Annotated in this window: 19 protein-coding genes; 14 read left to right on the top strand and 5 right to left on the bottom strand. The window is 65.0% G+C overall.

Annotated elements, in window-relative coordinates; translation table 11 throughout:
* Positions 1–95 precede the first annotated feature (95 nt).
* The 7 genes from ACOOHC_RS16110 to ACOOHC_RS16080 are packed head-to-tail and all read left to right on the top strand — an operon-like array spanning position 96 to position 9,528.
* A complete protein-coding gene (locus tag ACOOHC_RS16110) occupies positions 96–2,705 on the top strand; it encodes an N-6 DNA methylase (protein ID WP_420451416.1) in 2,610 nt (869 codons plus the stop codon).
* Complete coding sequence (locus ACOOHC_RS16105) at positions 2,698–3,876, top strand: restriction endonuclease subunit S (RefSeq protein ID WP_420453815.1); 1,179 nt, start codon at positions 2,698–2,700, stop codon at positions 3,874–3,876. Before ACOOHC_RS16110 ends, ACOOHC_RS16105 begins: the two co-directional genes overlap by 8 nt.
* Positions 3,873–4,559, top strand: coding sequence for a type I restriction endonuclease (locus ACOOHC_RS16100; RefSeq protein WP_420451415.1), 687 nt, complete (start codon positions 3,873–3,875; stop codon positions 4,557–4,559). Before ACOOHC_RS16105 ends, ACOOHC_RS16100 begins: the two co-directional genes overlap by 4 nt.
* Positions 4,560–4,604: 45 nt before the next feature.
* On the top strand, positions 4,605–7,112 hold the full coding sequence (locus tag ACOOHC_RS16095) for a type I restriction endonuclease subunit R (RefSeq protein WP_420451414.1): 2,508 nt from the start codon (positions 4,605–4,607) through the stop codon (positions 7,110–7,112).
* Positions 7,109–7,822 (top strand): M48 family metallopeptidase, encoded by a 714-nt coding sequence (locus ACOOHC_RS16090; protein WP_420451413.1) that lies wholly within the window; start codon positions 7,109–7,111, stop codon positions 7,820–7,822. The genes ACOOHC_RS16095 and ACOOHC_RS16090 overlap by 4 nt, the downstream gene beginning before the upstream one ends.
* A 31-nt stretch (positions 7,823–7,853) precedes the next feature.
* Complete coding sequence (locus ACOOHC_RS16085; protein WP_420451412.1) at positions 7,854–8,753, top strand: HipA domain-containing protein; 900 nt, start codon at positions 7,854–7,856, stop codon at positions 8,751–8,753.
* A gap of 13 nt (positions 8,754–8,766) precedes the next feature.
* On the top strand, positions 8,767–9,528 hold the full coding sequence (locus ACOOHC_RS16080) for an HIRAN domain-containing protein (protein ID WP_420451411.1): 762 nt from the start codon (positions 8,767–8,769) through the stop codon (positions 9,526–9,528).
* A 177-nt stretch (positions 9,529–9,705) separates the two neighbouring features.
* Here ACOOHC_RS16080 and ACOOHC_RS16075 read toward each other — a convergent pair whose 3' ends face one another.
* The 3 genes from ACOOHC_RS16075 to ACOOHC_RS16065 all read right to left on the bottom strand — a co-directional run bounded on the left by ACOOHC_RS16075 (position 9,706) and on the right by ACOOHC_RS16065 (position 12,100).
* Entirely contained in the window at positions 9,706–10,134 is a 429-nt protein-coding gene (locus ACOOHC_RS16075) for a hypothetical protein (RefSeq protein WP_420451410.1), read from the bottom strand.
* A complete protein-coding gene (locus ACOOHC_RS16070) occupies positions 10,131–10,397 on the bottom strand; it encodes a hypothetical protein (RefSeq protein WP_420451409.1) in 267 nt (88 codons plus the stop codon). The genes ACOOHC_RS16075 and ACOOHC_RS16070 overlap by 4 nt, the downstream gene beginning before the upstream one ends.
* Before the next feature lie 404 nt (positions 10,398–10,801).
* A complete protein-coding gene (locus ACOOHC_RS16065; protein WP_420450218.1) occupies positions 10,802–12,100 on the bottom strand; it encodes an ISL3 family transposase in 1,299 nt (432 codons plus the stop codon).
* A gap of 282 nt (positions 12,101–12,382) precedes the next feature.
* On the opposite strand from ACOOHC_RS16065, the gene ACOOHC_RS16060 reads away from it, so the two are divergent.
* Positions 12,383–13,545, top strand: a protein-coding gene (locus tag ACOOHC_RS16060; protein ID WP_420451408.1) for an IS3 family transposase whose coding sequence is annotated in 2 segments (ribosomal slippage) — positions 12,383–12,667 and positions 12,670–13,545 — 1,161 coding nt in all. Because the reading frame shifts where the segments join, the coding sequence is not laid out codon by codon here.
* 76 nt (positions 13,546–13,621) lie between these two features.
* On the opposite strand, the gene ACOOHC_RS16055 is transcribed toward ACOOHC_RS16060, so the two are convergent.
* On the bottom strand, positions 13,622–14,641 hold the full coding sequence (locus ACOOHC_RS16055) for an LLM class F420-dependent oxidoreductase (protein WP_420451407.1): 1,020 nt from the start codon (positions 14,639–14,641) through the stop codon (positions 13,622–13,624).
* A 46-nt stretch (positions 14,642–14,687) separates the two neighbouring features.
* Between ACOOHC_RS16055 and ACOOHC_RS16050 the strand changes: the two genes are divergently transcribed.
* The 4 genes from ACOOHC_RS16050 to ACOOHC_RS16035 all read left to right on the top strand — a co-directional run bounded on the left by ACOOHC_RS16050 (position 14,688) and on the right by ACOOHC_RS16035 (position 20,790).
* On the top strand, positions 14,688–16,217 hold the full coding sequence (locus tag ACOOHC_RS16050; protein WP_420451406.1) for a class I adenylate-forming enzyme family protein: 1,530 nt from the start codon (positions 14,688–14,690) through the stop codon (positions 16,215–16,217).
* A 25-nt stretch (positions 16,218–16,242) separates the two neighbouring features.
* The gene (locus ACOOHC_RS16045; RefSeq protein ID WP_420451405.1) at positions 16,243–17,562 is read left to right on the top strand and encodes a TetR/AcrR family transcriptional regulator; all 1,320 of its coding nucleotides are present in this window, start codon (positions 16,243–16,245) and stop codon (positions 17,560–17,562) included.
* A 143-nt stretch (positions 17,563–17,705) separates the two neighbouring features.
* Complete coding sequence (locus ACOOHC_RS16040; RefSeq protein WP_420451404.1) at positions 17,706–19,034, top strand: ABC transporter substrate-binding protein; 1,329 nt, start codon at positions 17,706–17,708, stop codon at positions 19,032–19,034.
* Between the two features lie 166 nt (positions 19,035–19,200).
* Positions 19,201–20,790 (top strand): class I adenylate-forming enzyme family protein, encoded by a 1,590-nt coding sequence (locus tag ACOOHC_RS16035; RefSeq protein WP_420451403.1) that lies wholly within the window; start codon positions 19,201–19,203, stop codon positions 20,788–20,790.
* Positions 20,791–20,917: 127 nt separating this feature from the next.
* On the opposite strand, the gene ACOOHC_RS16030 is transcribed toward ACOOHC_RS16035, so the two are convergent.
* The gene (locus ACOOHC_RS16030) at positions 20,918–21,568 is read right to left on the bottom strand and encodes an SDR family NAD(P)-dependent oxidoreductase (protein WP_420451402.1); all 651 of its coding nucleotides are present in this window, start codon (positions 21,566–21,568) and stop codon (positions 20,918–20,920) included.
* A gap of 617 nt (positions 21,569–22,185) precedes the next feature.
* Here ACOOHC_RS16030 and ACOOHC_RS16025 point away from each other — a divergent pair.
* Positions 22,186–22,548, top strand: coding sequence for a sigma factor-like helix-turn-helix DNA-binding protein (locus ACOOHC_RS16025; protein ID WP_420451401.1), 363 nt, complete (start codon positions 22,186–22,188; stop codon positions 22,546–22,548).
* Positions 22,545–24,086, top strand: coding sequence for a hypothetical protein (locus ACOOHC_RS16020; RefSeq protein ID WP_420451400.1), 1,542 nt, complete (start codon positions 22,545–22,547; stop codon positions 24,084–24,086). The genes ACOOHC_RS16025 and ACOOHC_RS16020 overlap by 4 nt, the downstream gene beginning before the upstream one ends.
* Positions 24,087–24,235: the final 149 nt, after the last annotated feature.

Here is a 24,235-nt window from a genome sequence, read left to right as displayed (position 1 = left end):
GGGCTTCCATGCAGTGCTCTGTTTGGTGGTCGAGGCGGTACCGGCGGGCACCTCGCTTCTCGGTGCTCCGCTTACCGACCGCGTACTCTCAGAACGTGCTCACCCTCCCTCAACTCGAACGCCATCTCTTCGCCGCCGCCGACATCCTGCGCGGGAAGATGGACGCCTCGGAGTTCAAGGAGTACATCTTCGGCGCACTGTTCCTGAAGCGGTCGAGCGACGTGTTCGACGTCGAACGGCAGAAGGTGATCGCCGACCAGCTCGCTAACGGCCGGAGCCAGGAAGACGCCGAACGTCGTGCCGACGACCCCGACTACTACGAGCGTGCGTTCTTCGTCCCGCCGGCGGCTCGCTGGGAGCACATCCGCGACAATCTCCACCACCAGGTCGGCGACGGGTTGAACAAGGCACTCGCCGCACTCGAAACCCACAACCCGGCCCTCGAAGGCGTGCTGCAGCACATCGACTTCAACCGGCGGGTCGGCACCACCATGGTCACCGACAAGAAGTGGCGCGACCTCATCGACCACTTCTCAAAGTACCGGCTCCGCAACGAGGACTTCGAGTTCCCCGACCTGCTCGGCGCCGCGTACGAGTACCTGATCCGTGACTTCGCCGACTCGGCCGGCAAGAAGGGTGGCGAGTTCTATACGCCTCGCCAGGTCGTCCAGCTCATGGTCCGCCTCGTCGACTCGCAGGCGGGCATGTCGATCTACGACCCGTGCTCGGGTTCGGGCGGCATGTTGATCTACGCCCGCAACCACGTTGCCGACAACGGCGGTAACCCGGCCGACTTGTTCCTTGCCGGGCAGGAGGCCAACGGCACCACCTGGTCGATCTCGAAGATGAACATGCTGCTGCACGGCATCCGCGACGCTGACCTGCGCAACAACGACACCCTCACCGACCCCGAACACACTCGTGACGGCGAGCTGATGCGGTTCGACCGGGTGATCACGAATCCGCCGTTCTCTCAGAACTACGACAAGACCCAGCTCGCACACACCGAGCGCTTCCGATACGGCTACACCCCCGAGGGCGGCAAGAAGGCCGATCTCATGTTCCTCCAGCACATGCTCGCCGTGCTGACTGCCGACGGCATCGTCGCCACCGTCATGCCCCACGGCGTGCTGTTTCGCAGCGGCGAGGAAGGCAAGATCCGCCGGCGCATCATCGAAGATGACCTGCTCGACACCGTCATCGGCCTCGGCCCCAACCTCTTCTACGGCACCGGCATCCCTGCCGCCATTCTCATCCTGCGAGCCAAGGGGTCCAAGCCGCCTGCACGCCGCGGCAAGGTGCTGTTCATCAACGCCGACCGCGAGTACGCCGAAGGCCGGGCGCAGAACTACCTGCGTCCCCAGCACGAGCAGAAGATCGTCGCCACCTACCGAGACTTCTCCAACGCGGTCGGCTTCGCCAAGGTCGTCACCGTCGCCGAGGTGGCCGAGAACGACTTCAACTGCAACATCCGCCGCTACGCCGACAACGCCCCGCCACCCGAGCCCCAAGACGTCCGAGCCCATCTCCACGGTGGCGTCCCGGTCGCTGAAGTGGAAAGCGCCCGCAGCGAGTTCGTGGCCTACGGAGTCGACCTCGACAGTCTTTTGACGGAGCGAGGCGATGCCTACTTCGATCTGCTGCCCCGCGACCACATAAGGCAGACGATTGCCGAACAGACGGCCGATCGTGATCGGCTGGTGTTCGGGCGACTGGACGACGCCTGGAATGCACTTGAGTCGGACCTTCGTGAGGTGGAAGGCGCGGGTAGCCTTGTTGGGCGACGTGATCGCGTGCTCACCGAGGCCGGAGAGGCACTTTCGGAGATCGGGCCTCTGGACCGGTTCGAGTCAAGAGGGCTGGCGGCCACATGGTGGAACGAGGCGCAGTTCGATCTGACAACGCTCGCGAGCAGGGACGCGGCGGCCGTGATCGCTGGGTGGGTCGCGAGTGCGATCGCCGTCTTGGAACCAGATTCGGGCGAGGTTGAGAAGTTGGTCGAGGGCATCAACGTCTTCGACATGCGCGGAATCGAGCGGATCGCTCCGGGTCATCGGCGGCAACTCGACGAGCTCGAAGGCCGCATCGCGATTGTTGAGTCCGCGATGGAGTCGTTTGAGTCCGAGGGCGAAGGCGGAGCGGTGGAGGAAGACGAGATGCCCCGTTCAAAGCAGCTGAAGGCCGAACTGAAGCAGAGGAAGTCGGAAGCGAAACCGACCCTCGATCGAATCAAGTACCTGCGCCGCGGCCCTGGAGTGAAAGATGGCGGCTCGATCAAGGCCAGGGCCAAGGCAGGGCTGCGGACCGCTGACCTCGAAGCCGAACTCGCCGAACTCGAAGCCCTCGCTCCTGATCTGAACGATGCGATAGCGCGGATCGAGGCGGAGCTGTCGCCGTATACCGCGCTCGAACAGGAGCGTAGGCACCTCCGGAAGGCTCGCAAGGAGCTTGCTGCTCGAACGACGGCAGTGCTGCGGCAGAGGGAGGCTGAGACAACCGCCCCGATGGAACTGGTGCTCGAAGAGTTGAGGACCAGCTTCAGCTCACTCGTTGCCGAGGCACTCGCTGCGCACGGCCGCTCATTGATTCTGAGAGTCGACAACTGGATTGAGAAGTACGGCACCACGCTTCGCGAGATGGAGGCGACGCGCGCCGAAGCCGCCACGATTCTTGACAAGCACCTTCTGGAACTCGGCTATGCCTGACTGGATAGAGCGTCCTTTCGGCGAGCTCGCCGGCGTCCTACGGCGCGGCACGGCACCCACCTACGTTGACGTGAGCCCAGTTCGAGTAATCGGACAGCGGTGTATTCGGAACGAGGGCTTCGATGCATCCGAAGCCCGACCACACGACCCCCGGGTTCTGGCTGTCGTGTCACCTCAGGCGGGTGATGTGCTTGTGAACTCGACCGGAACTGGGACAATTGGCCGCTCGTGCGTGTTTCGCGAGAAGCATGGCGAGTTCGTAGTCGACGGCCACGTGACACTCGTCCGTCCGGCGGATTCCGAAGCCGACGGGCGCTTCTTGAACGAGTTGGTGCGGTCACCCGACGGCCAACGATTCCTCGAGTCTCATTGCTTTACCGGTTCCACGAATCAGATCGAGCTGTCGTGCACGCAGCTGGCAGAGATGCCTGTTGTCGTGCCGCCGCTGGAGGAGCAGCGGCGGATTGCAGAGATCCTTGACACGATCGATGAGACCATCCAAGCCACCGAAAGTGTCATCGCCAAGCTAGAGCGTGTCCGCTCGGGTCTTGCACACTCGCTGTTTGGCGCAATCGAGGCTCCAAGCGCACGCCTTCGAGACGTTGCCTCCCTCACCTCGGGCTCGACACCGTCTCGCAGCCGCGATGACTACTGGAACGGCTCGATCCCTTGGGTGAAGACCGGCGAAGTCCGAGGGAACGTCATCGACGGTACGGAGGAGCTGATCACTGATCGCGCTCTCTCGGAGTGTCCGCTTGACGTGTACCGGGTAGGAACGGTGCTCGTTGCCATGTATGGCCAGGGCACTACCCGGGGCCGGGTTGCGATGCTCGGTGTGCCTGCGACGACCAATCAGGCCTGTGCCGCCATCACGTCTGCGCCGGAGGTGCTCGATGAGTCGTACTTGTTCGAGTTCTTGAAGTACAGCTATGACGCGCTCCGGTCACTCTCACATGGTTCGCACCAGGAGAATCTCAGCACCAGACTCGTAGGCGACTTCGAGCTTCCCGTTCCGCCGCTAGCGGAACAGACTCAGGTCGTGACCGTTCTAGATTCGGCTAGCGCTCGGCTGACGGCGGAGAAGGCCGATCTTGAGAAACTCCGCCGAGCGCGCGCGGGGCTTGCCGACGACCTTCTCTCCGGCCGTGTGCAGGCGGCGGTGGACGCGTGAGTCTGGGCCCAGAGTGGGAAATGGTCGAGCGGCCACTTCTCGATCATCTCGCCTCGCTCGGTTGGGACACGTTGATCTGGGGTGAGCAGCAGCCGAGCGACGATTGCGATCGATCGTCGGAGCGTGACGTTCTCCTGGAGAAGCGGCTCCGGTTGGCGTTGTGGCAGTTCAACCTCGGGCCCAACAACGTCGAGTGGCTCGATGAGGCTCGGATCAACTCGGCGATCGCTGAGCTGCGGTCGATGCCGGCCGGGGCGAAGTTGCTCGAGGCGAATCGGTTGTCGACGGAGCTTCTGCTCGGTGGTGTGACGGTCCCTGGCCTCGATGGTTGGGACGGTGGTCGGGATCAGACGATCAACTACATCGACTGGGACGATTGGTCTGCGAACGACTTCTTGGCGGTGTCGCAGTTTCGGGTGGCGACGCCGGGACAGGCGAAGGACATCCGGCCCGATGTGACCTTGTTCGTGAACGGCATCCCGTTGGTGGTGATCGAGGCGAAGCCGCCGGGCAAGGAGAGCGCCATCGCCGACGCCATCGATCAGCTTCGCCGCTACGCGAACCAGCGTGGCAGTCAGGTGGCGGAGGGGTCGGAGCAGTTGTTCTGGACCAACCAGTTCACAGTCGCCACGACCGGTGAGCGGGCCGAGGCGGGGACGTTCTCGGCGCAGGCTGAGCACTAGCTCGCTTGGAAGGACCCCTACCCGACCTCAACCGAGGAACTGGCGGTGTCGCTCGGCAAGTCGGCCGATGAGGTCACGCAGCAGGAGGTACTGACCGCAGGGATGCTGGCGCCCGAGCGGCTGCTCGACATCGTCCGGCACTTCACGCTGTTCATGGAGCTCGACTCGGGACCGACGATCAAGCTGGTCGCTCGCTATCAGCAGTACAGGGGCGTCAGGAAGGCGGCCCAACGGCTGCTCACCGGCACGACGAAGGCGGCCGATGGGCACGTCGATCGGCGTGGCGGGATCGTGTGGCACACCCAAGGGTCGGGCAAGAGCCTGACGATGGTGTTTCTCATCCGGGCGATGCGCAGCCACCCCGAACTGCGGCGGTTCAAGATCGTGCTCGTCACCGACCGCACCGACCTACAAGACCAGCTCGGCGACACCGCTGCACTCACGGGCGAGACGGTGAAGGTCGCACGCAACGCCAACCAGGTGAAGGAACTGCTGAGCCAGCCCGGCCCCGGCGTGGTGATGGCGATGATCCAGAAGTACCGCGACACCGACAACGGCGGTGGCGACGGACTGTCGGGCAGCGAGGCGTTCGGCACGCTCAACGAGGACGACTCGATCCTGGTGATGGTCGACGAGGCTCATCGTTCTCACGGCTCGGCGCTTCACGCCAACCTGATGAACGCACTCCCGAACGCGGCCCGTATCGGGTTCACCGGCACGCCGATCATCATGGGCAAGCGAAAGAAGACCCTTGAGATCTTCGGTGGGTACCTCGACCGGTACACACTCACCGAGTCGGAAGCCGACGGCTCGACGGTGCCGATCTTCTATGAAGGCAAGACCACCGATGCGGCCGTGGCGGGCGCGTCGAAGATGGACGACGTCTTCGCCCGCTGGTTCTCCGGGCTCACCGACGACCAGCGCGAGCTCCTCCAGAAGAAGTACGCCACCACCTCCCAGGTGCTCGAAGCACCCGAGATGATCGCCGCCAAGGCCCGCGACATCCTGCGCCACTACGTCAGCACCGTCATGCCCGACGGCTTCAAGGGCATGATCGTCGCTACCAGCCGCAAAGCCTGCCTCCGCTACTTCGACGCCCTCAACGTCGCCCGCGACGAACTCGTCGACGAGATCGAAGCCTTCATCGCAGACGACGATGGACGCCCGTACGACCAGCTCGACATCGACGAACAATTCCTTCGCAACGCTGTCGGGCAGCTCGACCTGCTGCGCGACCTCGACTTCGCCCCGGTCATCTCGGCCGACCACAACGACCCGCCCGAGTACCACCTGTGGAGCGACAAGCTCCGCCAGAAGGTGCGCACCAACCTGTTCAAGCGGCCGCTCGGCCCGGTGACCGACAAGACCGACCCGCTCGCGATTCTGATCGTGAAGTCGATGCTGCTGACCGGGTTCGACGCACCGCACGCTCAGGTGCTCTACCTCGACCGGCTCATCCAGGAAGCCGAGCTGCTCCAAGCGATCGCCCGTGTCAACCGCACGGCACCGAAGAAGTCGTACGGGTTGGTCGTGGACTACTACGGCGTCGCCGGTCAACTCACCCAGGCTCTCGCCGCCTACACGAGCACTGACGGCGAGATCGACCCCGACGTCGATGGCGCACTTCGCCCGCTCGTCGCTGAAATCGCCAAGCTCGACCCGCAGCGTGAACGCATCCGCCAACTGTTCATGCAGCGAGGCGTCGACCCGTCGACCGACACGATCGAGGACTGCATCCTGCTCCTCGAAGACGAACGGCTTCGCGCAGAGTTCGACGTTGCGCTCAACCAGTTCATGACCACCTTCGACACCGTGCTGCCGCGCCCCGAGGCGCTCCCGTTCGTCGATGCGGTCAACCTGTACGGCGAAATCCAGGTTCTCACCCGCCGCCGCTATCGAGACGATGTCGACGGTGACTTCGACCCGCACAAGTACAAGGAGAAGGTGCGTCGCCTCATCGACCAGCACATCACGGTGCTTGACCTCTCGCAGCGGATCGCCCCGATCAAGGTCACCGACGCCGAGTTCGCCGAACACGTCCGCGGAATCGTGTCGCCACGCACCAAGGCGTCGGAGATGGAGCACGCAATTCGGCACCACATCCGTGAGCACCTCGACGAAGACCCCGCCTACTACGACCGGCTCTCCCAGCGCGTGGACGAGATCCTCGACAAGCTCGAAGACCGCTGGGAACAGATCGCACTCTTCGAAGAGATCATCAGCGAGATCAACGCCGGCCGCACCGACGAAGAGGACACTGGCCTCGATCCCACGACCGAGCTTCCGTTCCACGGGCTGATGGCCGAGCGCGTTGCCAGCTCCGATGGAGCAGCGGCCGATGCCTTGACCGAGCTGACACGGTCGCTCGTCGCCGACGTGCGAGGGCAGATCGCCGTGGTCGGGTTCTGGGAGAACAGCACCAAGCAGGACGAGCTGCGGAAGGCCGCGAAGCGGAAGCTGGACGACAGCAACCTGTTCGCATACGACGATCTCGACGAACTTGCCGTCGACCTCGTTGCTCTCGCCAAGGCGAACCGCCAGAGGTTGCGATGAGCGCCGGCATTCATGCACTCGACTCGCTCACTGCCGGCGACCTCGTGTTCACGATCGCCCCGCCCACCGATCGGACGACGCTGGAGATCACCGTCGACCGCGACGCGTCACTCATCCTCCGCGCGCCGACCTGCGCTTCGCGGGAACGCGTCGAGCGGTTCATCGAATCGAAGCGACCGTGGGTGTACCGCAAGCTTGCGGAGAAGGACGCGCTCGTCGCTCCACCGATCCGCAAGCAGTTCGTCGACGGAGAGGGCTTCGCCTACCTCGGACGCAACTACCGGCTCAAGATCGACGACACCATCGACGGTGTTCGCCTCGATCGTGGCCGATTCCTGATGTCGACCCCGACCGCCGACGGCGATGCGGCGATGCGGCGGTGGTACGTCCGCACGGGGCAAGCATGGCTTCAGCGGCGCGTCGAACCGTGGGCCAGCCGAATGGGTGCGACCGATGTCGACGTAGCGGTGCGCGATCTTGGATACCGCTGGGGCTCGACGAGAGGCGAGACGCACATCAACATCCACTGGGCGACGCTGCAACTTGCACCGAGCCTGATCGACTACGTCATCGTGCACGAACTTGCCCACCTCAAAGAGCTGAACCACACCGACCGCTACTGGGCCGAAGTCGCCCGCGGCATGCCCGACTACGAACGGCGACGCGAGGAACTCACCACCGCCGGCGTGAAGATCTGGACGTGTCGATGATGGTCCGTCGTACCGAAGCCAGAGCTCAATCGTGAGCAACGCAGGGTTTCCGGACGTCGACATCGGTGCATGGCAGATCGAACACGTCGAGGCCCTCGGTCGGAAACGAAAGATGTGGTTGCTGGACCCCGACGGCGACGCCTGGCTGTTCAAGCAGACCACCGAGAATCGTCACTCCGACGGCACAAGGTACTGGAAGGGCGACGACTGGGCGGAGGTCGTCGTGTCTGCCGTAGCCAGCGAGATGGGGATTCCTACGCCGACCTATCGACTTGCCCACCTCAACGAGTCAGGCAGTTCATCGCGCGGGGTGATCAGTCGGAAGATGGTAAACGACGACGAATCGCTGATCGAAGGCAACATCCTGCTGGAGGAAGTCGGCGTTCGGGCAGCAGGCGTTCGAGACCGAACGGGTTACACGCTCCAGAACGTGCGGCGGTCGCTCCAGGAGGTTGCGCCGCCGGTGGGCAACAGCAGGATGACCTCGTGGGATTGGTTCGTAGGTTTCGTCGTTCTGGATGCGCTCGTCGGCAACACGGATCGTCACCAACAGAATTGGGCAGTGATTCAAGCCTCGACGCGACGCCTCGCCCCGACGTTCGACCATGCGTCGAGCCTCGGATTCTTGCTCGACGATCAAACTCGGCTTGATCGGCTGCGAACGGAGGACGCTGGATTCAGCGTTGGGACCTACGCGGCGAAGGCGTCCAGCAAGTTCGACGGCAACCCGAGCACGCTGGCGATTGCCGAATCGGCTCTGGAGATGGTCGGACCGACGGTACGTGACCACTGGATCGGACACGTCGAGGCAGTCCAGTCCTTGGATCCGATTCTTGCGGAAGTGCCTCCATCTCGGATCTCCCCAGCGGCTGCTTCGTTCGCTGCAGCGGTGTTTCGAGCCAACCGCACACAACTGTGTGACACCCCCTGATTACTCTGAAACCATGAATGCGCCGGAAGTCCGCTACATGTACGTCGCCTGGCGACGTCCCGACCGTCTGATCGTTCCGATCGGGCGGCTCGCCGAGCGCACCGTTGACGACGATCGCGAGTACGAGTTCGACTATCTCAAAAGAGCTGAGATGGAGGAGGACTTCCGTCCGCTGCCCGGCCTGCCCGACCTCCATCGTTCCTACACGAGCCCGACGCTGTTCTCCGTCTTCGCGAATCGACTGATGCCGACCAACCGGCCGGACTACGCCGAGTTCATCGGGCAGCTAAATCTTCACGACGATGCTCAGCCGTTTGAGATTCTCGAACGAAGTGAGGGCACGCGTGCGACCGACCGCATCGAGGTGTTTCCAACCCCGGTGAGGTCAACCGCCGGAGATCTCACGACGACCTTCTTCGCTCGGGCAATTCGGCATGTGCCTGGTGCCAGCGAAGCGGTCGAGTCGCTCCGTGTCGGCGATGAGTTGCACCTCGTCCGTGAGCCAACCAACGCGGTGAACCCGCTTGCGCTGATGCTCAACACGCGGACCGGTGCGCAGGTCGGCTACGCCCCTGACTACCTGCTCCCGATGCTTCATGACCTTGAAGACGAGAATGGTGCAGCACCGCAGGTCACCGTCGAACACATGAATCTGCCGACGGCACCGCCGCACCTCAGGCTGCTGTGTCGGCTTGCCGCCGCCTGGCCGGATGGCTTCCAGCCGTTCTCAGGCGCTGAGTTCATGCCGCTCGTCGAGCAATCCGTCCGTGCGTAACTCAGGTGGCACGGCCATTGAACGGTCCGGGTTCAACCTCTTAGCCGCACGTTGAACTCTGCGACGGCAAAGTTCAATTCCGATCTAGTCGGCCTCTGGGTGCTGTGCTGGGCTATTGATGCGTCCATCTGGTGGGCGCCACGGACGCATCCATCGCGCTCGTCCGATCGGTCGAGGTCAGATTGATCGCTTGGCATCGATTGCAGGTCGCAATCGGACGGCGATGAATTGTTGCATCGACTGTGAGAATCGTTGATCGGTAGCGCGGGTGGACTCGCCAACCCGGCGCAAACCTGAGGGCAGCCCAAGATGGGTCAGCGCCCGATGACTGACGATGTCGTAGACGAAGTAGCTCTTCGCTTCGGGGTAACCCTCGTAAACCACCCGAAACGTCCCCCCTTTTACCTTGAGATCGATCCAGGCCCGGCCGCCCTTGGTAGTGCCTTGCCGAAGCGCGTCGTCTGGACTGTTCAGCCGCTTCGGAATTGCTCGCCGAAGACGCTTGAGGACGTCGTCGCTCGTTGTGGCGATTGTCCGATCTACCCGTGGCCCGTAGGCCACCTTGGTTCGCTCACTGGGGCGGTCGATCATGCGTGGAGCGCTCACTCTTCGTACTCCTCCCAGACCGCCATACCGTCGTCGCGAAAGATCTCGGAGGGAACAAAGAAGCCGAGGCTGTCTCCTTCGTGGGTTAGCTCGGTTACCTTCGTCGGGTCCGAGAGCATCTTGTCGAGCATCTTTTTCGGTGCCCTGGTCAGCTCGGACCGGGCGATCGCCTGCGAGTTCAGAAGGTTCTGTGCCAGCGGGTCCTCTCTTGCGGGCTCAAGTCCACTCGACATTGATAGGTCCTCTCCTGCGATGCGGCGCACGGAGCGCCCGAGCTGCCGTGGTTACCATAGGCGGCGATGGTGGCACCGTCTCCACCCGAGGACTCGTTTGGGGCTCGATTCAATGAGGCTGTCGCGCAGGTGGTTGACCCTCGACTTCGCTCGGCGCTTGAAACTGTTGCGGCAAGGGGCTTCACGAGCCGTCTTAGCGGCCTGGATACCGTGATCCTGAGACTCCGTGCTCTCGATCGGATCCGATACGACGTCATCGAAGTGGCGAAGCTGCATCGTTCGTTGGGTGGCTTGTCTCAAGCAGCGACCACAGCCGACGTCCGTCATCTCATCGAGACCGAGGCTCCGTCCGTGTCCTGGCTTCCGGACGTGCTCGGAAATGAGCGAGCCAACGCTGCGGAATGGATCGTCGCCTTCGTCGCTGTTATCAGGCTCTACGCGGCTGAGCGTGGTGGGTGGCTTCGCAGTCGTGCGGTGGGGTGAGTGTGCCAGTCGACGCCTGCGTGGAGCAAGAGGCGGAGTCGGTAGTTGTCGAAGCTGGCGAAGCCGTGGCCGACTCGTTTGATCTTCTTGATCAGCAAGTTGATGCCCTCGGTCGGCCCGTTGGAGAGTCCGCCGGTGGTGTGGAACGCGAGGATCTCGGTCTCCCACGAACTGATTGTCTTGGCGAGGCGGACGAGTTCGCCGACCTCGGCGTCAGCCACGAACGTGTAGAAGACGTGGAGTCGTTGGCGGGCCTCAGCGAGGGTGCCGGCGGTGTAGATCTCCCGAACGAGTTCCTTGCCCAGCCAGGCTGCTCCGACCTCGCCGTAGCGGTCACCGACCAGTCCCGCCTCGACGCGTTCGAGCTGGCGTTCGGTGAGGCGTTCGTAGCCGCGTAGCAACAGTCGGCGAATGCCGTAGAGCGGATCACCGGTGCGGCCTCGGTGCCCGAGGGTGTCTTGTTGCACCCGTCTGCGCACGTCGTCAACAGCGCGGTTGGCGAGCCCGACAGCATGGAACCGGTCGACAACGACGACCACGTCGGGCAAGGTCGCGGTGAGCCCGTTGGCGTAACCGCGGTGCGGATCGAGAGCGACCTGGTCGATCCCGGCCAGCCAACCAGCGGGTTGTTGTGCGAGCCAGGAATCAACAGCAGCACCGGTCCGGTCCAACACGACGTCGAGGAGTCGCGGTCGGGCGAGGTCGACGAAACCAGTGATGTAGCTCGTGTGACCGCGATGCTTCGATGGCCGCTGGAACGCTGTCTCGTCCAGGCCGAGCTTGGTGACATGGCCGATTCGATCGGGGTCGTTGACGAGGCGTCGGCCGTGCACGTTGACGGCGTTCATCGCGCACGCCCAGCCGACACCGAAGTCGCGGCCGACCGCCGCGACCGAGTCGCCGTCCTCGCCGACCCGGCGACAGATCTCGAACCCGGCCCGCTCGGTCAGCGACGCCCGAGACGCGATCGCGTCGAGGGTCTCGGTCCACGTCACCGTCGCACACAGCGGCTCGCGGCAGCGCCAGATCCGCTTCACCCAAACGAGCACCGTCGCTCGTCCCCACGTCGCCAGATCGCGCACCCTGACACGCCGACGGCCGTGCGCTTTCGCGATCACTCCGCACGAGCGGCACCCGACCCGGTCGTTGGTTGTCTCGATCGTGATCGTCACCTCGACGCCGACCTCGACAGCGCAGATCCGCACACCAATCAGCCCGAGCAGCGCGTCCGCGTTGCTACCTTCAATCATCCCGTGGTCTCCTCGTCTCGCAGTTGTGGAAGACCGCAAGACTTGCGAGGCCACGGGACCTCAACAGTGGATGCTCAAGAAACCACCACCACGCTCAAGCGCGAAGAGCCCCATTCACCGAGCCGCTTATGACTGCCAGCGAGGGCCTATCAGCGGATCCCCTGCAGGCTTTTGAAAGGGCACTCGTTGAGGAGGGTGTCCCGCCGGAAATCGGGGTCTGCTGCACGTTTCGGTGACATCTGATCTGGCTTGCCCTCGGGGTGGGCCTGGAAGGATGTTGCTATGCCGAAGCCATACCCGAAGGAGTTCCGCGACGATGTCGTGAGAGTCGCCCAAACCCGTGAGGAGGGGGTGACGTTGGAGCAGATCGCGAAGGACTTCGGGATCCACCCGATGACCCTGTCGAACTGGCTCTCCCAGACCGCGGTCGATGCCGGCATTAAGCCTGGCAAGACAACGGCCGACAACGCCGAGCTACGCGAGGCGAACAAGCGGATCCGGTTGTTGGAGGAGGAGAACGAGGTGCTCCGTCGAGCTGCTGCGTATCTGTCGCAGGCGAATCTGCCGGGAAAAGGATCTACCCGCTCGTGAGCGAGCTTGCTGCTGACGGGATTCCCGTCACGGTGACGTGTCGGGTGTTGAAGCTCTGCCGCCAGGACTACTACCGCTGGCGCAACCACCCGGTCACCGACGCGCTGCTCGATGAGGCGTATCGCACCAACGCGATCTTCGACGCACACGCCGATGACCCCGAGTTCGGGTATCGGTTCCTTGCGGACGAGATCCGCGCTGCTGGGTTTGACGCGTGCGACCGGACCGTGTGGCGGATCTGTCGTGACAACGCCTGGTGGTCGGTGTTCGGCAAGAAGAAGAGCAAAGCGTCCAAGCCCGGCGCGCCCGCTCACGACGACCTAGTGAAACGCGACTTCACCGCAGCCGGACCCGACGAGTTGTGGCTCACGGACATCACGGAGCACTGGACGCGCGAAGGAAAGCTCTACCTGTGCGCGATCAAAGACGTCTGGTCGAACCGCATCGTTGGCTACTCGATCGACTCGAGGATGAAGGCCCGCCTCGCCGTCAACGCGATCGACAACGCGGCTGCTCGACGAGGCGGTGACGTGGCCGGCTGCATCCTGCATTCCGACAGGGGATCGCAATTTCGTTCCCGCAAAGCCCAGCGGGCGTTGGTCCGTCATGAGATGGTCGGATCGATGGGCCAAGTCGGCTCAGCGGGCGACAACGCCGCCATGGAATCGTTCTTCTCGCTACTCCAGAAGAACGTGTTGAACAGGCGCACCTGGACCACCCGAGAAGAGCTCCGGATCGAGATCGTCACCTGGATCGAACGCACCTACCACCGACGCCGGCGACAGCCCCGCCTCGGCCGATTGACCCCGATCGAATACGAGACCATCATGAACCCGACCACCAAGGCCGCCTAACAAACCCAACCTGTCACCAGATCGTGCAGCAGACCCGAGCGCGATCGCGCCGTCGTGCTCAGAGGAACCGAGCGAGTCAGGAAGGGCTCAGCGACGAGAGGACCTCGGCGGCGGTGTCGTCGCCTGCGGTGGCAGGAACGATGCAGACCTGATCGGCACCTGCGTCGCCGCAGGCGCGAACACGCCCCATGATCTGCTCCGCAGTTCCGATCCCCGCCACCGCGTCGGCGAGCTCGATCGGCATCGCGGCGAGCACCTGCTTCGGCCCGACACCGGAACGGGCGTACTCCACGAAGTCGCCGAACCCGGCGTTGGTGAACATCGTTCGATAGCCGGGCTGGCCGATGTACGCGACGAGGCCCCGCATCACCTGTGCCACCTGTGCCTCGTCGTGGGCCGCCGCCATCCACACGCTGAGCGACGGCGACTCCCGACCGAGCTCGGCCGCACGCCGATCGATTCGTTCCCGAACCACCGCGATCTGGGCGGGTGTGGTGTGGGCGAGCACCACACGGTCAGCGATCTCGGCGGCGAGATCGACCATTCGTGGCCCGAACGCCGCCATGCCCAACGACACAGGTGAACCGAGTCCGAGGCGCAGACGGAAACCTTCGGAGCGCACGTTCGCGAGGTCGTAGCGAGTCCTCTCGCCGCTCAGGATCTGGCGGAGCGCGGTCACCGTGTCGTCGAATGCCTGCAACGAGGCGGCGGTCTCGACGCCGTGCCACGCCGACAGCACCGTCGGCGATGATGCTCCGAGCGCGAGAGCACTCGGTCGGCCACCGATCTCGCTCACGGACGTGGATCCCATCGCGAGCGCCACCGGGTCTCGCAGGGTGACCGGCAGAGGACCGATCACGAGTCCGATCCGAGACGTCTCGCGTGCGATCGCACCCGCCAGCGCGAACGCGTCGAACGTGGCCATCTCTCCGATCCAGAGCTCTTCGAACCCACAGGCGTCCGCCGCTCTAGCGACCTCCATCGCCTCGTTCGGATCGCGATCCAGCCAGTACGGCAGGGCGACCGCGAGGGAGGTCTCTGTCGTCGGCAGGGCAACCGTTCGGCCTCCCTGCGCCGACTGATGTGAAGCTGACATTGTGTTACCGTCGCATGTGGCGCACGCACCGCGCAAGGAGGACCTCATGCAGTTCGTACCCGACATGATCGTGAACGCTGCGAGGCGCTTCCCGCAGACGCGATCGGTCACAGACGGCGAACGTTCGCACACGTTCGCCGACACCCACGAACGCGCGACTCGACTGGCTGCCGCTCTTCGAGCACGCGGGCTGGCACGGGGCGACCGAGTCGCCCTCCTGGCCGTCAACGAGATCGAGTACACCGAGATCCAGGTGGCCTGCCAGCGGGGCGGGTTCATCCTCGTGCCGTTGAACTACCGCCTCGCCCTCCCCGAGTTGGCGTACCTCGTCGACGACAGCGCTCCCCGAGTCCTGATCGCGGGAGCCGGGTACGTCCGCGAGGCTGACCGACTGGTGGTCGAGCAGAAGTTCTTCCTCGGCGCGCACGGCGTCGGTACCTCGTACGACTCACTCCTGGACTCGGCGATCGAGGAACGCGACACGACCTTCGACGCGCTGGACGCGACGGCGGCGTGCACCATCCTCTACACGAGTGGCACCACCGGGCGGCCCAAGGGTGCCGTCCTCACCAACCTCTCGATCTGGGCGCGTCAGGCGTCGTTCAGCGTGGAGGTCGCGGCGCCGCCCGGCTCCAGGTTCCTCCAGTGCCTGCCGATGTTCCACATCGCCTCGAACCTCGGCTACCACTTCAGCTACACCGGCTCGACCAACGTCTTCCTCCCGCAGTTCGACGCCGAAGGGTTCTTCGACCTGCTGGAGTCGGAGCGCCCGACGCACATCCTGCTCGTTCCGACCATGATCAACATGCTGCTGAACCACCCCCGGATCGGACGCGCCGACTTCTCGTCGGTCGAGATGGTCCTCTACGGCGCATCATCGATCGCGCCGGCGATCCTGAAGTCGGCGATCGAAACGATGAACTGCGGTTTCCTCCAGTTCTTCGGGATGACCGAGACCTCGGGATGCTCGATCCTCCGCCCGTCCGACCACGATCCGGAGCGGCACCCCGAGTGGCTCGCATCGTGCGGAACCGACGCCATCGGCTTCGAGACGCGCGTCGTGGACGACGCCGACGACGAGGTCGACGCCGACGTCGTCGGCGAGATCGTCACGCGCGGACCAGGGGTGATGTCGGAGTACTGGCGGAACCCGGATGCTTCCGACGAGGCCATGCGCAACGGGTGGATGCACACCGGCGACCTCGGCGTGCGCAGCGTGGACGGCTACATCTACATCACCGACCGCAAGAAGGACATGGTCGTCAGCGGCGGCGAGAACGTCTACCCACGAGAGGTTGAAGATGCTCTGTACAGCCATCCCGACGTCTTCGAGGTGGCGGTCATCGGTGTCCCGGACGAGCGGTGGGGAGAACGAGTCCACGCCGTCGTCGTGCTGCACGATTCCGCGATCGAAGACGCACGCTCGCTCTCCGATCACGCTCGGGAACGGCTCGCCACGTACAAGATCCCTCGAACGTTCGACTTCGTCGACGAGCTCCCGAAGAACGTCACGGGGAAGATCCTCAAGACCGAACTGCGCTCCGCGCACCACCGGGCCGCGACACTGATCGATTGAGCGCCTGGCACACTCGGAGCCTGCGATGCTCGACGACGAGTCCGACACCGACGCCCGACGGCCGACGCCGGTGACCCGTCGTCGCACCGAGCGGGTCCGCCGTGGCGATCGAGCTGCCACGGCTGCCACGTCGCACGGTGAACGTTCGCGACAGGCGCTGCTGACCGCCGCCGAATCGAGATACCGCGAGCACGGGTTCCAGGCGACGCGACTCGCCGACATCACCTCTGACGCCGGTCTCACCACCGGATCGCTGTATCGCCACTTCTCCGGGAAGGACGACGTGCTGGCCGTTCTGTTCGAGCAGTACCGCACGGAGCTCGACGATGCGCTGGAGTCCGTGGATTCGCTGGCCGGCGCGTGCGCTGCGTGGATCGAGACCAGTCGCGAGCACACGGGCCTCCTTCGCTCGGCCCAGGAGGCGCTGCGACCACATCAGCCCCACGCCGAGCGGTGGGCGACGGCGCGAGACGGTTGGGAACGCCGGTTCGCGACGTTGCTGCCCCAACGGCTGATCGGCCCGAGCCGCACGGTCGCGGCCGCCGCGATCGTCGACGGCCTCGAGTACTACACGCTCGCCGAGGCCGCCGGTTGGTTCCCACCTCGCTCCACCGATCACGTGGGAGAACAGGTCGCCCTCCTCGTCCGGTCGGGCCTCTACCGCGAGCCGAGCCGCAACGAATCACCGTCACCGTCGCTCCCTGCCGGCATCACGCTGGATCGAACGTACTTCGCATGGGAGGTGTCCGACGGGCACGCCGTGCCGAACTCGGCCCGCGGTCGACGCACCTGGGAGAGCATCCGGACCGCTGCGATGGAGGTCTTCGCCGAGATCGGCTTCCGTGCGGCCACGGTCGCCGACATCGCCGAGACCGCCGACGTGTCGCCAGCGACCGTGTACCGGTACTTCCGGGACAAGGAGGATCTGCTCCTGAACCTCCTCACCGCCACCGAGCGGGAGCTGGTCGAGCGACGGATGTACCCGCTGGATTCGTCAGGACGCCACCCCGTGCGGGCGGTCTACGAAGGCTTCATCGCGCTGCACCGCGACCGAGCAGGCGTGTTCCTCGCCTGGAGCGAGCTGAACATGCCGGGGACGGAGTACGAACGAGCGTGGATCGACATGCACGAGATCCTGATGTCCCAGATGGACAAGGTGTTCCGAAAGGGCAAGCGCAACGGTCTCATCGCTGACGAGGTGGATACGCGCCTGATGACTGAGTTCTACGGCGCGATCCACGAGCGCTCCGCGTACACGCGGGTGGCACTCGGACGTGGACTCGCGGTGAGTGACCGTGAGGTCGCCGAGGTCATCGACGAGATCTTCAACGGCGGCCTGGGCTGATCGATCCGACCGTCTCCGCTTGACCACTCCGCGCACCACGATGGTAATGTGCCGTTATATTCACACGAGGCGTGCGACCAGCAGGTGTGGTCGTCCGTCGTGCGCATCGGTGGGGACCGGTGCGCTCGATGCAGGGGGTACGGATGACCATGGAGACCACTCGTCGATCGATCCAGGCGGCCACGTGCGCTGTCGTCCTGAGCGTGATGGCAGCGTGCGGAAGCGACTCCGACTCGAGCTCGTCCGATGCCGTCCCGGACACCGCGATCACGACGGAGAGCGCCGCTGCGACCGACCCCGGACCCCCCGATGCCGATCCGGGGACCGCGGAGGGAGGAACCGCCGAGACCACGGAGGCACCCGGCGAATCCACCGCGCCCAGCGAGATGAGCGGCGACCCGTTCCTGATCGGAGTCCAGAACCTGGAGGGTGATCCGGCCGGATCGTTCCCCGAGTTCACGGTCGCCATCGATGCCGCCACCGAGTACATCAACGCCGAACTGGGCGGTCTCGGTGGGAGGCCGATCGAACTCGTCGAGTGCAACAGCTTCGTCTCGCCGGACGACTCCCAGCGCTGCGCGAACGAACTGTCCGCAGCGGATGTCGACCTCGCGATCTCGACCATCAACTTCTTCGGGAACCATCTGTCGATCTTCGAGGGCTCCGGCATCCCGGTGGTGGTGCTGCGGCCGATCACCGTCGCCGATTTCACATCGCCGGGGGTGTACTCGATCGGCGCAGGCGGCGGTTGCCTGGGCTCCCATACGGGGCTCGTCCAGTTCGTGACCGGCGAGATCGAGGACCTCGAGGACATCGACGTCCAGCGGGTCGCGGTCCCGTGGGCGGATACACCCCCCGGCGTGTTCTGCTACAACGATCTCGAGGCCAAGCCACTCGACGTCATCGCAGGCACGACGCCGGGCGAATCCGCACGGGCCGGCGAGAAGTCCGACCTCGAACACATCGGCGTACCGATCGTTCCGGCATCGCCCGACGTGACGCCGCAGGTCACGGAGATCCTCGACTTCGAGCCCGACGCCATCATGTTCTCGGCGCAGGGCGCCGATTGCTGGAACCTCGTCGACGGCTTGGGTCGACTCGGGTGGACTCCCGACCAGACGCCGCTGGCGTTGTCCGGCGCGTGCACCGACTTCGCGGCGATGGACGCAGCCGGCGATCTCGCCGTCGGCATCTACTTCACAGGCACGACAAACAGTCTGCTCAGCTCGCCCGACGGCATCGACGGCCAGCACCTCGAGGAGGTGACCACGTATCGCGAGAAGGGCGCCGAGTACGGGATGTCGGATGACGACCTGTTCAAGGGCTTCGCTGCTCAGGGCTTCTCCGGCATGATGAACATCTGGGAGATCGCGAACACGATCGAGGGTGACATCACCGGTCAGGCGATCAGCGATGCGTTCGCAGCGACGGACGGAAGTTCCTCTGCGTTCGGTGGTTCACCGCTCGACTGAAGCGGCGCGCCCGAGCCCTACGTGGCGGTGTGCAGCTCCGTGATCAGCATGTCGCGATGGGACGGCGAGCAACTCGTGCCGGTCGTCGGCGAGATCGACGGCATCGATCTGGTCGCCGGAACCGAGCTGCGCCCGAACTGACCGACCGCAACGACGAGGAGCCTCCATGTTGATCGGAGAGATCGCTCGCCGCAACGCCGAGTACTTCGGCGACAGCGACGCGCTCATCGTGCCGGGGGCCCGGACGTCGACGTGGAGCGACGTGGATGATCGGTCGACTCGCTCGGCCAACGCCCTCGTGGAACTCGGCCTCCAGAAGTCCGACCGCCTCGCGATCTTCTCAACCAACAGGGCGGAGTACATCGAACTGTTCTTCGCCACAGCCAAATCGGGGATCATCGGAGCTGCGACCAACGTTCGGCTGTCGACGACCGAGGTGGCCGGCTACCTCGGCTACGTCGAACCGAGAGCGATCGTGGTCAGCGCTGACCAGGCCGAGGCCGCACGCCGGTTCCTCTCCGTCGTCCCATCGATTGAGTTCGTCATTGGCGTCGGTGACGACCACGGGTTCCCCCTCGACTACGAAGAGCTCGTCACCGCCGGCTCCTCGTCGCCACCGCGGGCCGAACTCGACGACACCGACGTCTACCAACTCGGTGCCACGAGCGGGACCACCGGGGTGCCCAAGGGCGCGATGCTCACGCATCGCAACGCCATCGCTGCGATGCTGAACTGGATGGCCGAGATGCCGATCGGCGACGGTGACACCAATCTCCAGTGCATCCCGATGTTCTTCAACCCGGGCGGTCCGGCCCAACTCCATCCCGTGATGATGAAGGGCGGACGCTCGATCATCCACGCCGGTTTCGATCCGGCTCAGTTCATCGCCGCTGTCGCCGAGTTCGGGGTCACGCACACCACCGCGGTGCCGACCATGATCTCGATGGTGCTGGACCACCCCGACGCGCCGACCCACGACTTCACGTCTCTCAAGGCGGTCGTGACTGGCGGGTCTCCGGTTCCGCCGGAGCTGTTCCGGCGAGCCCGAGAGACGTTCGGAAGCGCAGTCTTCCGTCCGTTCTTCGGGATGGCTGAGACGTACTCGTGCGGCCTCGCTCTGCGACCGGAACACCTCGACGGGGCGGACGCACCCGCCCTGCGACGGCGACTCGCGTCCGCCGGCAAGCCCCATCCGTTGATGCAGGCACGGATCCTGGCCGATGACGCGAGTGAGGTCCCCGCGGACGGCGAGACGCCGGGTGAGCTCGAGCTCCGCGGGGACACCGTGTCGCCCGGCTACTTCCGCATGGGCTCGGAGACCTCTGCGTCGCGACACGACGGGTGGTTCAAGTCAGGTGACATCGCCGTCAAGTCGCCCGACGGGTTCATCTCGATCGTGGACCGCAAGAAGGACGTCATCATCACCGGTGGGATCAACGTCTTCTCCAGCGAAGTCGAGAACGCTCTCATGGAGCATCCTGCGGTCGCCCGGTGCGCAGCGATCGGAGTTCCACATCCGCGGTGGGGCGAGGCCATCCACGTCGTCGTCGTCAAGCACCCCGCAGCCGAGGAGCCGAGCAGCGAATCCCTGATGGAGTTCGCCGCATCGATGCTCTCTTCGTACAAGAAGCCCAGGTCGATCGAGTTCGTGGCCGAACTGCCGGTCGGTGGGACCGGCAAGGTCCTCAAGCGCGAACTGCGCGAACAGCATGCCAGCCAGAATGGGATCGTGAAGCGGCCGTGGAGCCGTAGCTGATTTCACAGTTGACGGAAGCTGCTCGATGGAGGCATCCGTAGTGCGCCGTCCAGCCGAATCGTCTTGCCGTTGAGCATCGGATCGGAGATGAGGTGTGCTGCGAGCGCTGCGAACTCCTCCGACGTGCCTAGTCGTCCCGGGAACGGCGTCTGCTCGAGCAACCCTCGCACGTAGGGAGCCGGCATCGGTGCAGACATGGGGTCTCGAACGTGCCGGGGGCAATCGTCATCACTCTGATGTCGAAGCGTCCGAGGTCGCGTGCGAGCGGCAGCGCCATTCCGACGATCGCCGCCTTCGAGGCCGAGTACGCGACGCCACCGTTGACACCGTCGAAGGCAGCCACCGAACTCGTCATCACGATGACACCACGCTCGCCTGACTCTGTCGGTTCGGCTTCGGCCATCGCCTCCGCAGACAGACGAACCGTGTCGAACGTTCCCGTCGGATTCGTGCGGATCACCCGCTCCCACCCCCTCAGATCATGCGCGCCTTTCGACCCCACAGTGGCTCGAGCCCACCCCATCCCTGCAAAATGGACCAGCGTTCGCAACGACCCACCCCGATCTTCCGCTCGAGCGACCGCTGTCCGCATCCCGGCCTCGTCATCCACGTCTGCCGACGCGTGGACACCGCCTATCTCCTCGGCGACGGTCTCGCCCTCGTCGCTCAGGACGACGATGATGACGAGTGCGACATCCGCTGCGAGGAGGCGGGCCGTCGCAGCCCCGAGACCGGACGCACCTCCTGTGACCGGCGCCGTTCGTCCTGTGACGTCCACGATCATCTCCCTTCGAGGACAGCAGCCAGCTTGGCAGCGCCGACCGCACGGCGAGCAAGGGACGAGGCTCGTGTCCAGGGTCCCTCTTTCGGTGCACCGTGCTTCGCAGCATCGATCGGCAAGGGTTCGCGACAGTTCTCCGCATCGTCCTTCGACGAGACGTCAGTTCAGGCACTCGCCGTTCTCGTCGATGGTGCGCCCCTCGGGATCGTCGGGGCTGCCGACGGACGCACCGAGCACCTGAGACGACGTCGACGAACTCGAACTCGCGATCCTCACCTGGGTCTACTCGTTCAACACCGACCGTCCTCACAGCCCCTGGGCGACGTCCCGCCCGACGAACTCGAAGCAGCCTTCTCCGCCGCACAACAGACCGCCCCGTCCGGTGCTGCACCCCAACCACCCGAGCTCACCACAGACCCAGGGCGACTCGGTCCGATGTTGTGGTCCGGCTCCATGCCGTACGATCTCGGTGTTGGGGGCTTTGACCTGTTGTGAGGGGTCGACGGCGACATCGCGACGAAGACGGCTTCGCCCGTTTCGTCGCGGCCCACGAACGGCGGCTGAGCCAGGCGCTCACCTCGCTGTTGGGCGAGGTCGTCGGAGGAGAGGCTGCGGTGGAGGCGCTGTCGTACGGTTGGGAGCATTGGTCGCGGGTGTCGGCGATGCGCAACCCGGTCGGCTACCTGTACGTCGTCGGACGGGATCGGGCCACCCGTCATCGACGGCGACGTCGAGATCGTCCGACCGAGCAGCCACAGACACCCTCCACCGACCCGTTGATGTGGTACGAGCCGTCATTGCCCGAGCTCGTCGATCAGTTGAGTGAACGTGAGCGGCAAGTCGTCATGCTGTTGTACGCGTTCGAGTGGTCGATGAGCGAAGTCGCCGAGCTGCTCGACGTGTCCAAGAGCACCGTCCAGACTTACGCCGAGCGCGGCCTCGACAAACTCCGCACCGGACTGGGGGTGACGACATGAGGGTCGAGGAGCAACTCCGTGCCTACGGCCGAACGATCGAGCAGCACCGCTCTCCGATCGAGGCCACGGAGATCGTCAACGACGAGATCGTGGTGGTCGACGGCGCCGCCGGCCAGGCACGACGCCGGAGCAGCCGTTGGATCAACGCCGCAGCGGCTGCTGCGGTCCTGGTCGCCGGCACGATCGGCCTGCTCGCACTCGCAGGCAATGATCGCGAGCCGTCCGCCCCGCTGATCGACTTGCCATCCCCCGTACCGACGATCCCACCCACGACCACGCCTGCGACGACACCGGCGACGACGACCACCCCCGGGACGACGCTGTCCACGATCACGCCAGCCACCGAGCGTTCGGACACGACGACGACCGGACCGCCGACGATGGCGTCCGTCCTGTCGGACGTACTGGGCGCCGATGCCGCGGCGATCGGCGAGACGGTCACCTTCGACGACGGCGAGGTCGCTCGCGTCGACGCCGTGGCGGTCGACGCCCGAGCGCGCAACGACCTCTACACGTCCGACGACGACCCGGGCACGGTCACCGAGCTCGAGATCGAACGTTGCCTCGGTGACGACGCTGCGACGAACGTCGATGAATCGTCCGAGAGGCCCTTGTACACGATGGGGTTGAACCACGAGCGGTTCGTGACGGCGGACCAGTGGATCGCGGTGCTCGACGACGGCACACCGGTCTCCGCCCGACCCGCCTATCACCCCGTCCTCATGCTCGAGCCAGGCGGATGCGTGCGGGCGTACCTCGCGATCCCGACGCCCGATGACACGAACGTCGTCGGATTGCTGCTGTTGCCCGATCGTTGCTGCATCGTAGCGACCGACGGAGAATTCTCCCGGCGAGCCGTGTCACCTCAGGACGTGGCGCGAGCGCTGGCCGGGTGGGATCTGACCGCCGAACCGCGAGCGATCGACGGACCGCTGCGACCGATCGTACCGCCAGCGACCGTTGCGATCGGCGAGCCGATCGAGACCGGGTACTCGCTCTACGACATCACCGTGAACGAGGTCATCGAAGATGCCGCCCCGCGACCCAACGGCTTCGATCTCCTCGGAGCCCTTCGACCGGAACTGCCACCCCAGCCCGAACCCGGACGCGAACTGGTGGAGGTGCGAGCCGACATCTGCATCCCTCCGGACCGCCCCGACTTCGCCAGCTTCGCTGACCGCACTGAATTGCACTGGCTCATCGTCACCGATGACAACTACATCGGCACCGCCACACCCGAACGACTCAACGGCACCGCCGGTGCGAAGGAGTGGGATGCCTCCGGCAGGGGCACGTGGCTGGACCCGCCCATCAACGGCATCGGCAATCTGCTTCCCGACGGGTTCGTCGAGTCCATCTCGAGGGGTGACTTCGAGGGCGTTCCATCACGTCCCGAACCGGGCGAGTGCCTCAGCGGCTACGTGCAGATCGACCTTCCCGTCGACGCGGTGCTTGTCGACATCGTCGTCGCCTACGGCCAAGGGATGGGCGAGTGGTACGGCGAGGTCGGCCGCGTCCGCATCAACGACCCAGGTTGACGCCGCCCCGCCCGCACGCTGCTCGTGAGCCCGGCCAGAGAGGTGCTCGCTCGAGTCCGCACCGGCCGCTCCGAGGTCCCGGGGCCGGAGGACCCGCCGCCCGATCCGGGGTGCCTCCACGCCCGACGCACGAAGGTGGTGGCGACCGG

It is taken from the genome of Ilumatobacter sp. (assembly GCF_965215205.1).
Taxonomy (GTDB): domain Bacteria; phylum Actinomycetota; class Acidimicrobiia; order Acidimicrobiales; family Ilumatobacteraceae; genus Ilumatobacter_A.
Note: the sequence above shows the minus strand (reverse complement) of the source record. Positions and strands in the feature narration are given on the sequence as shown.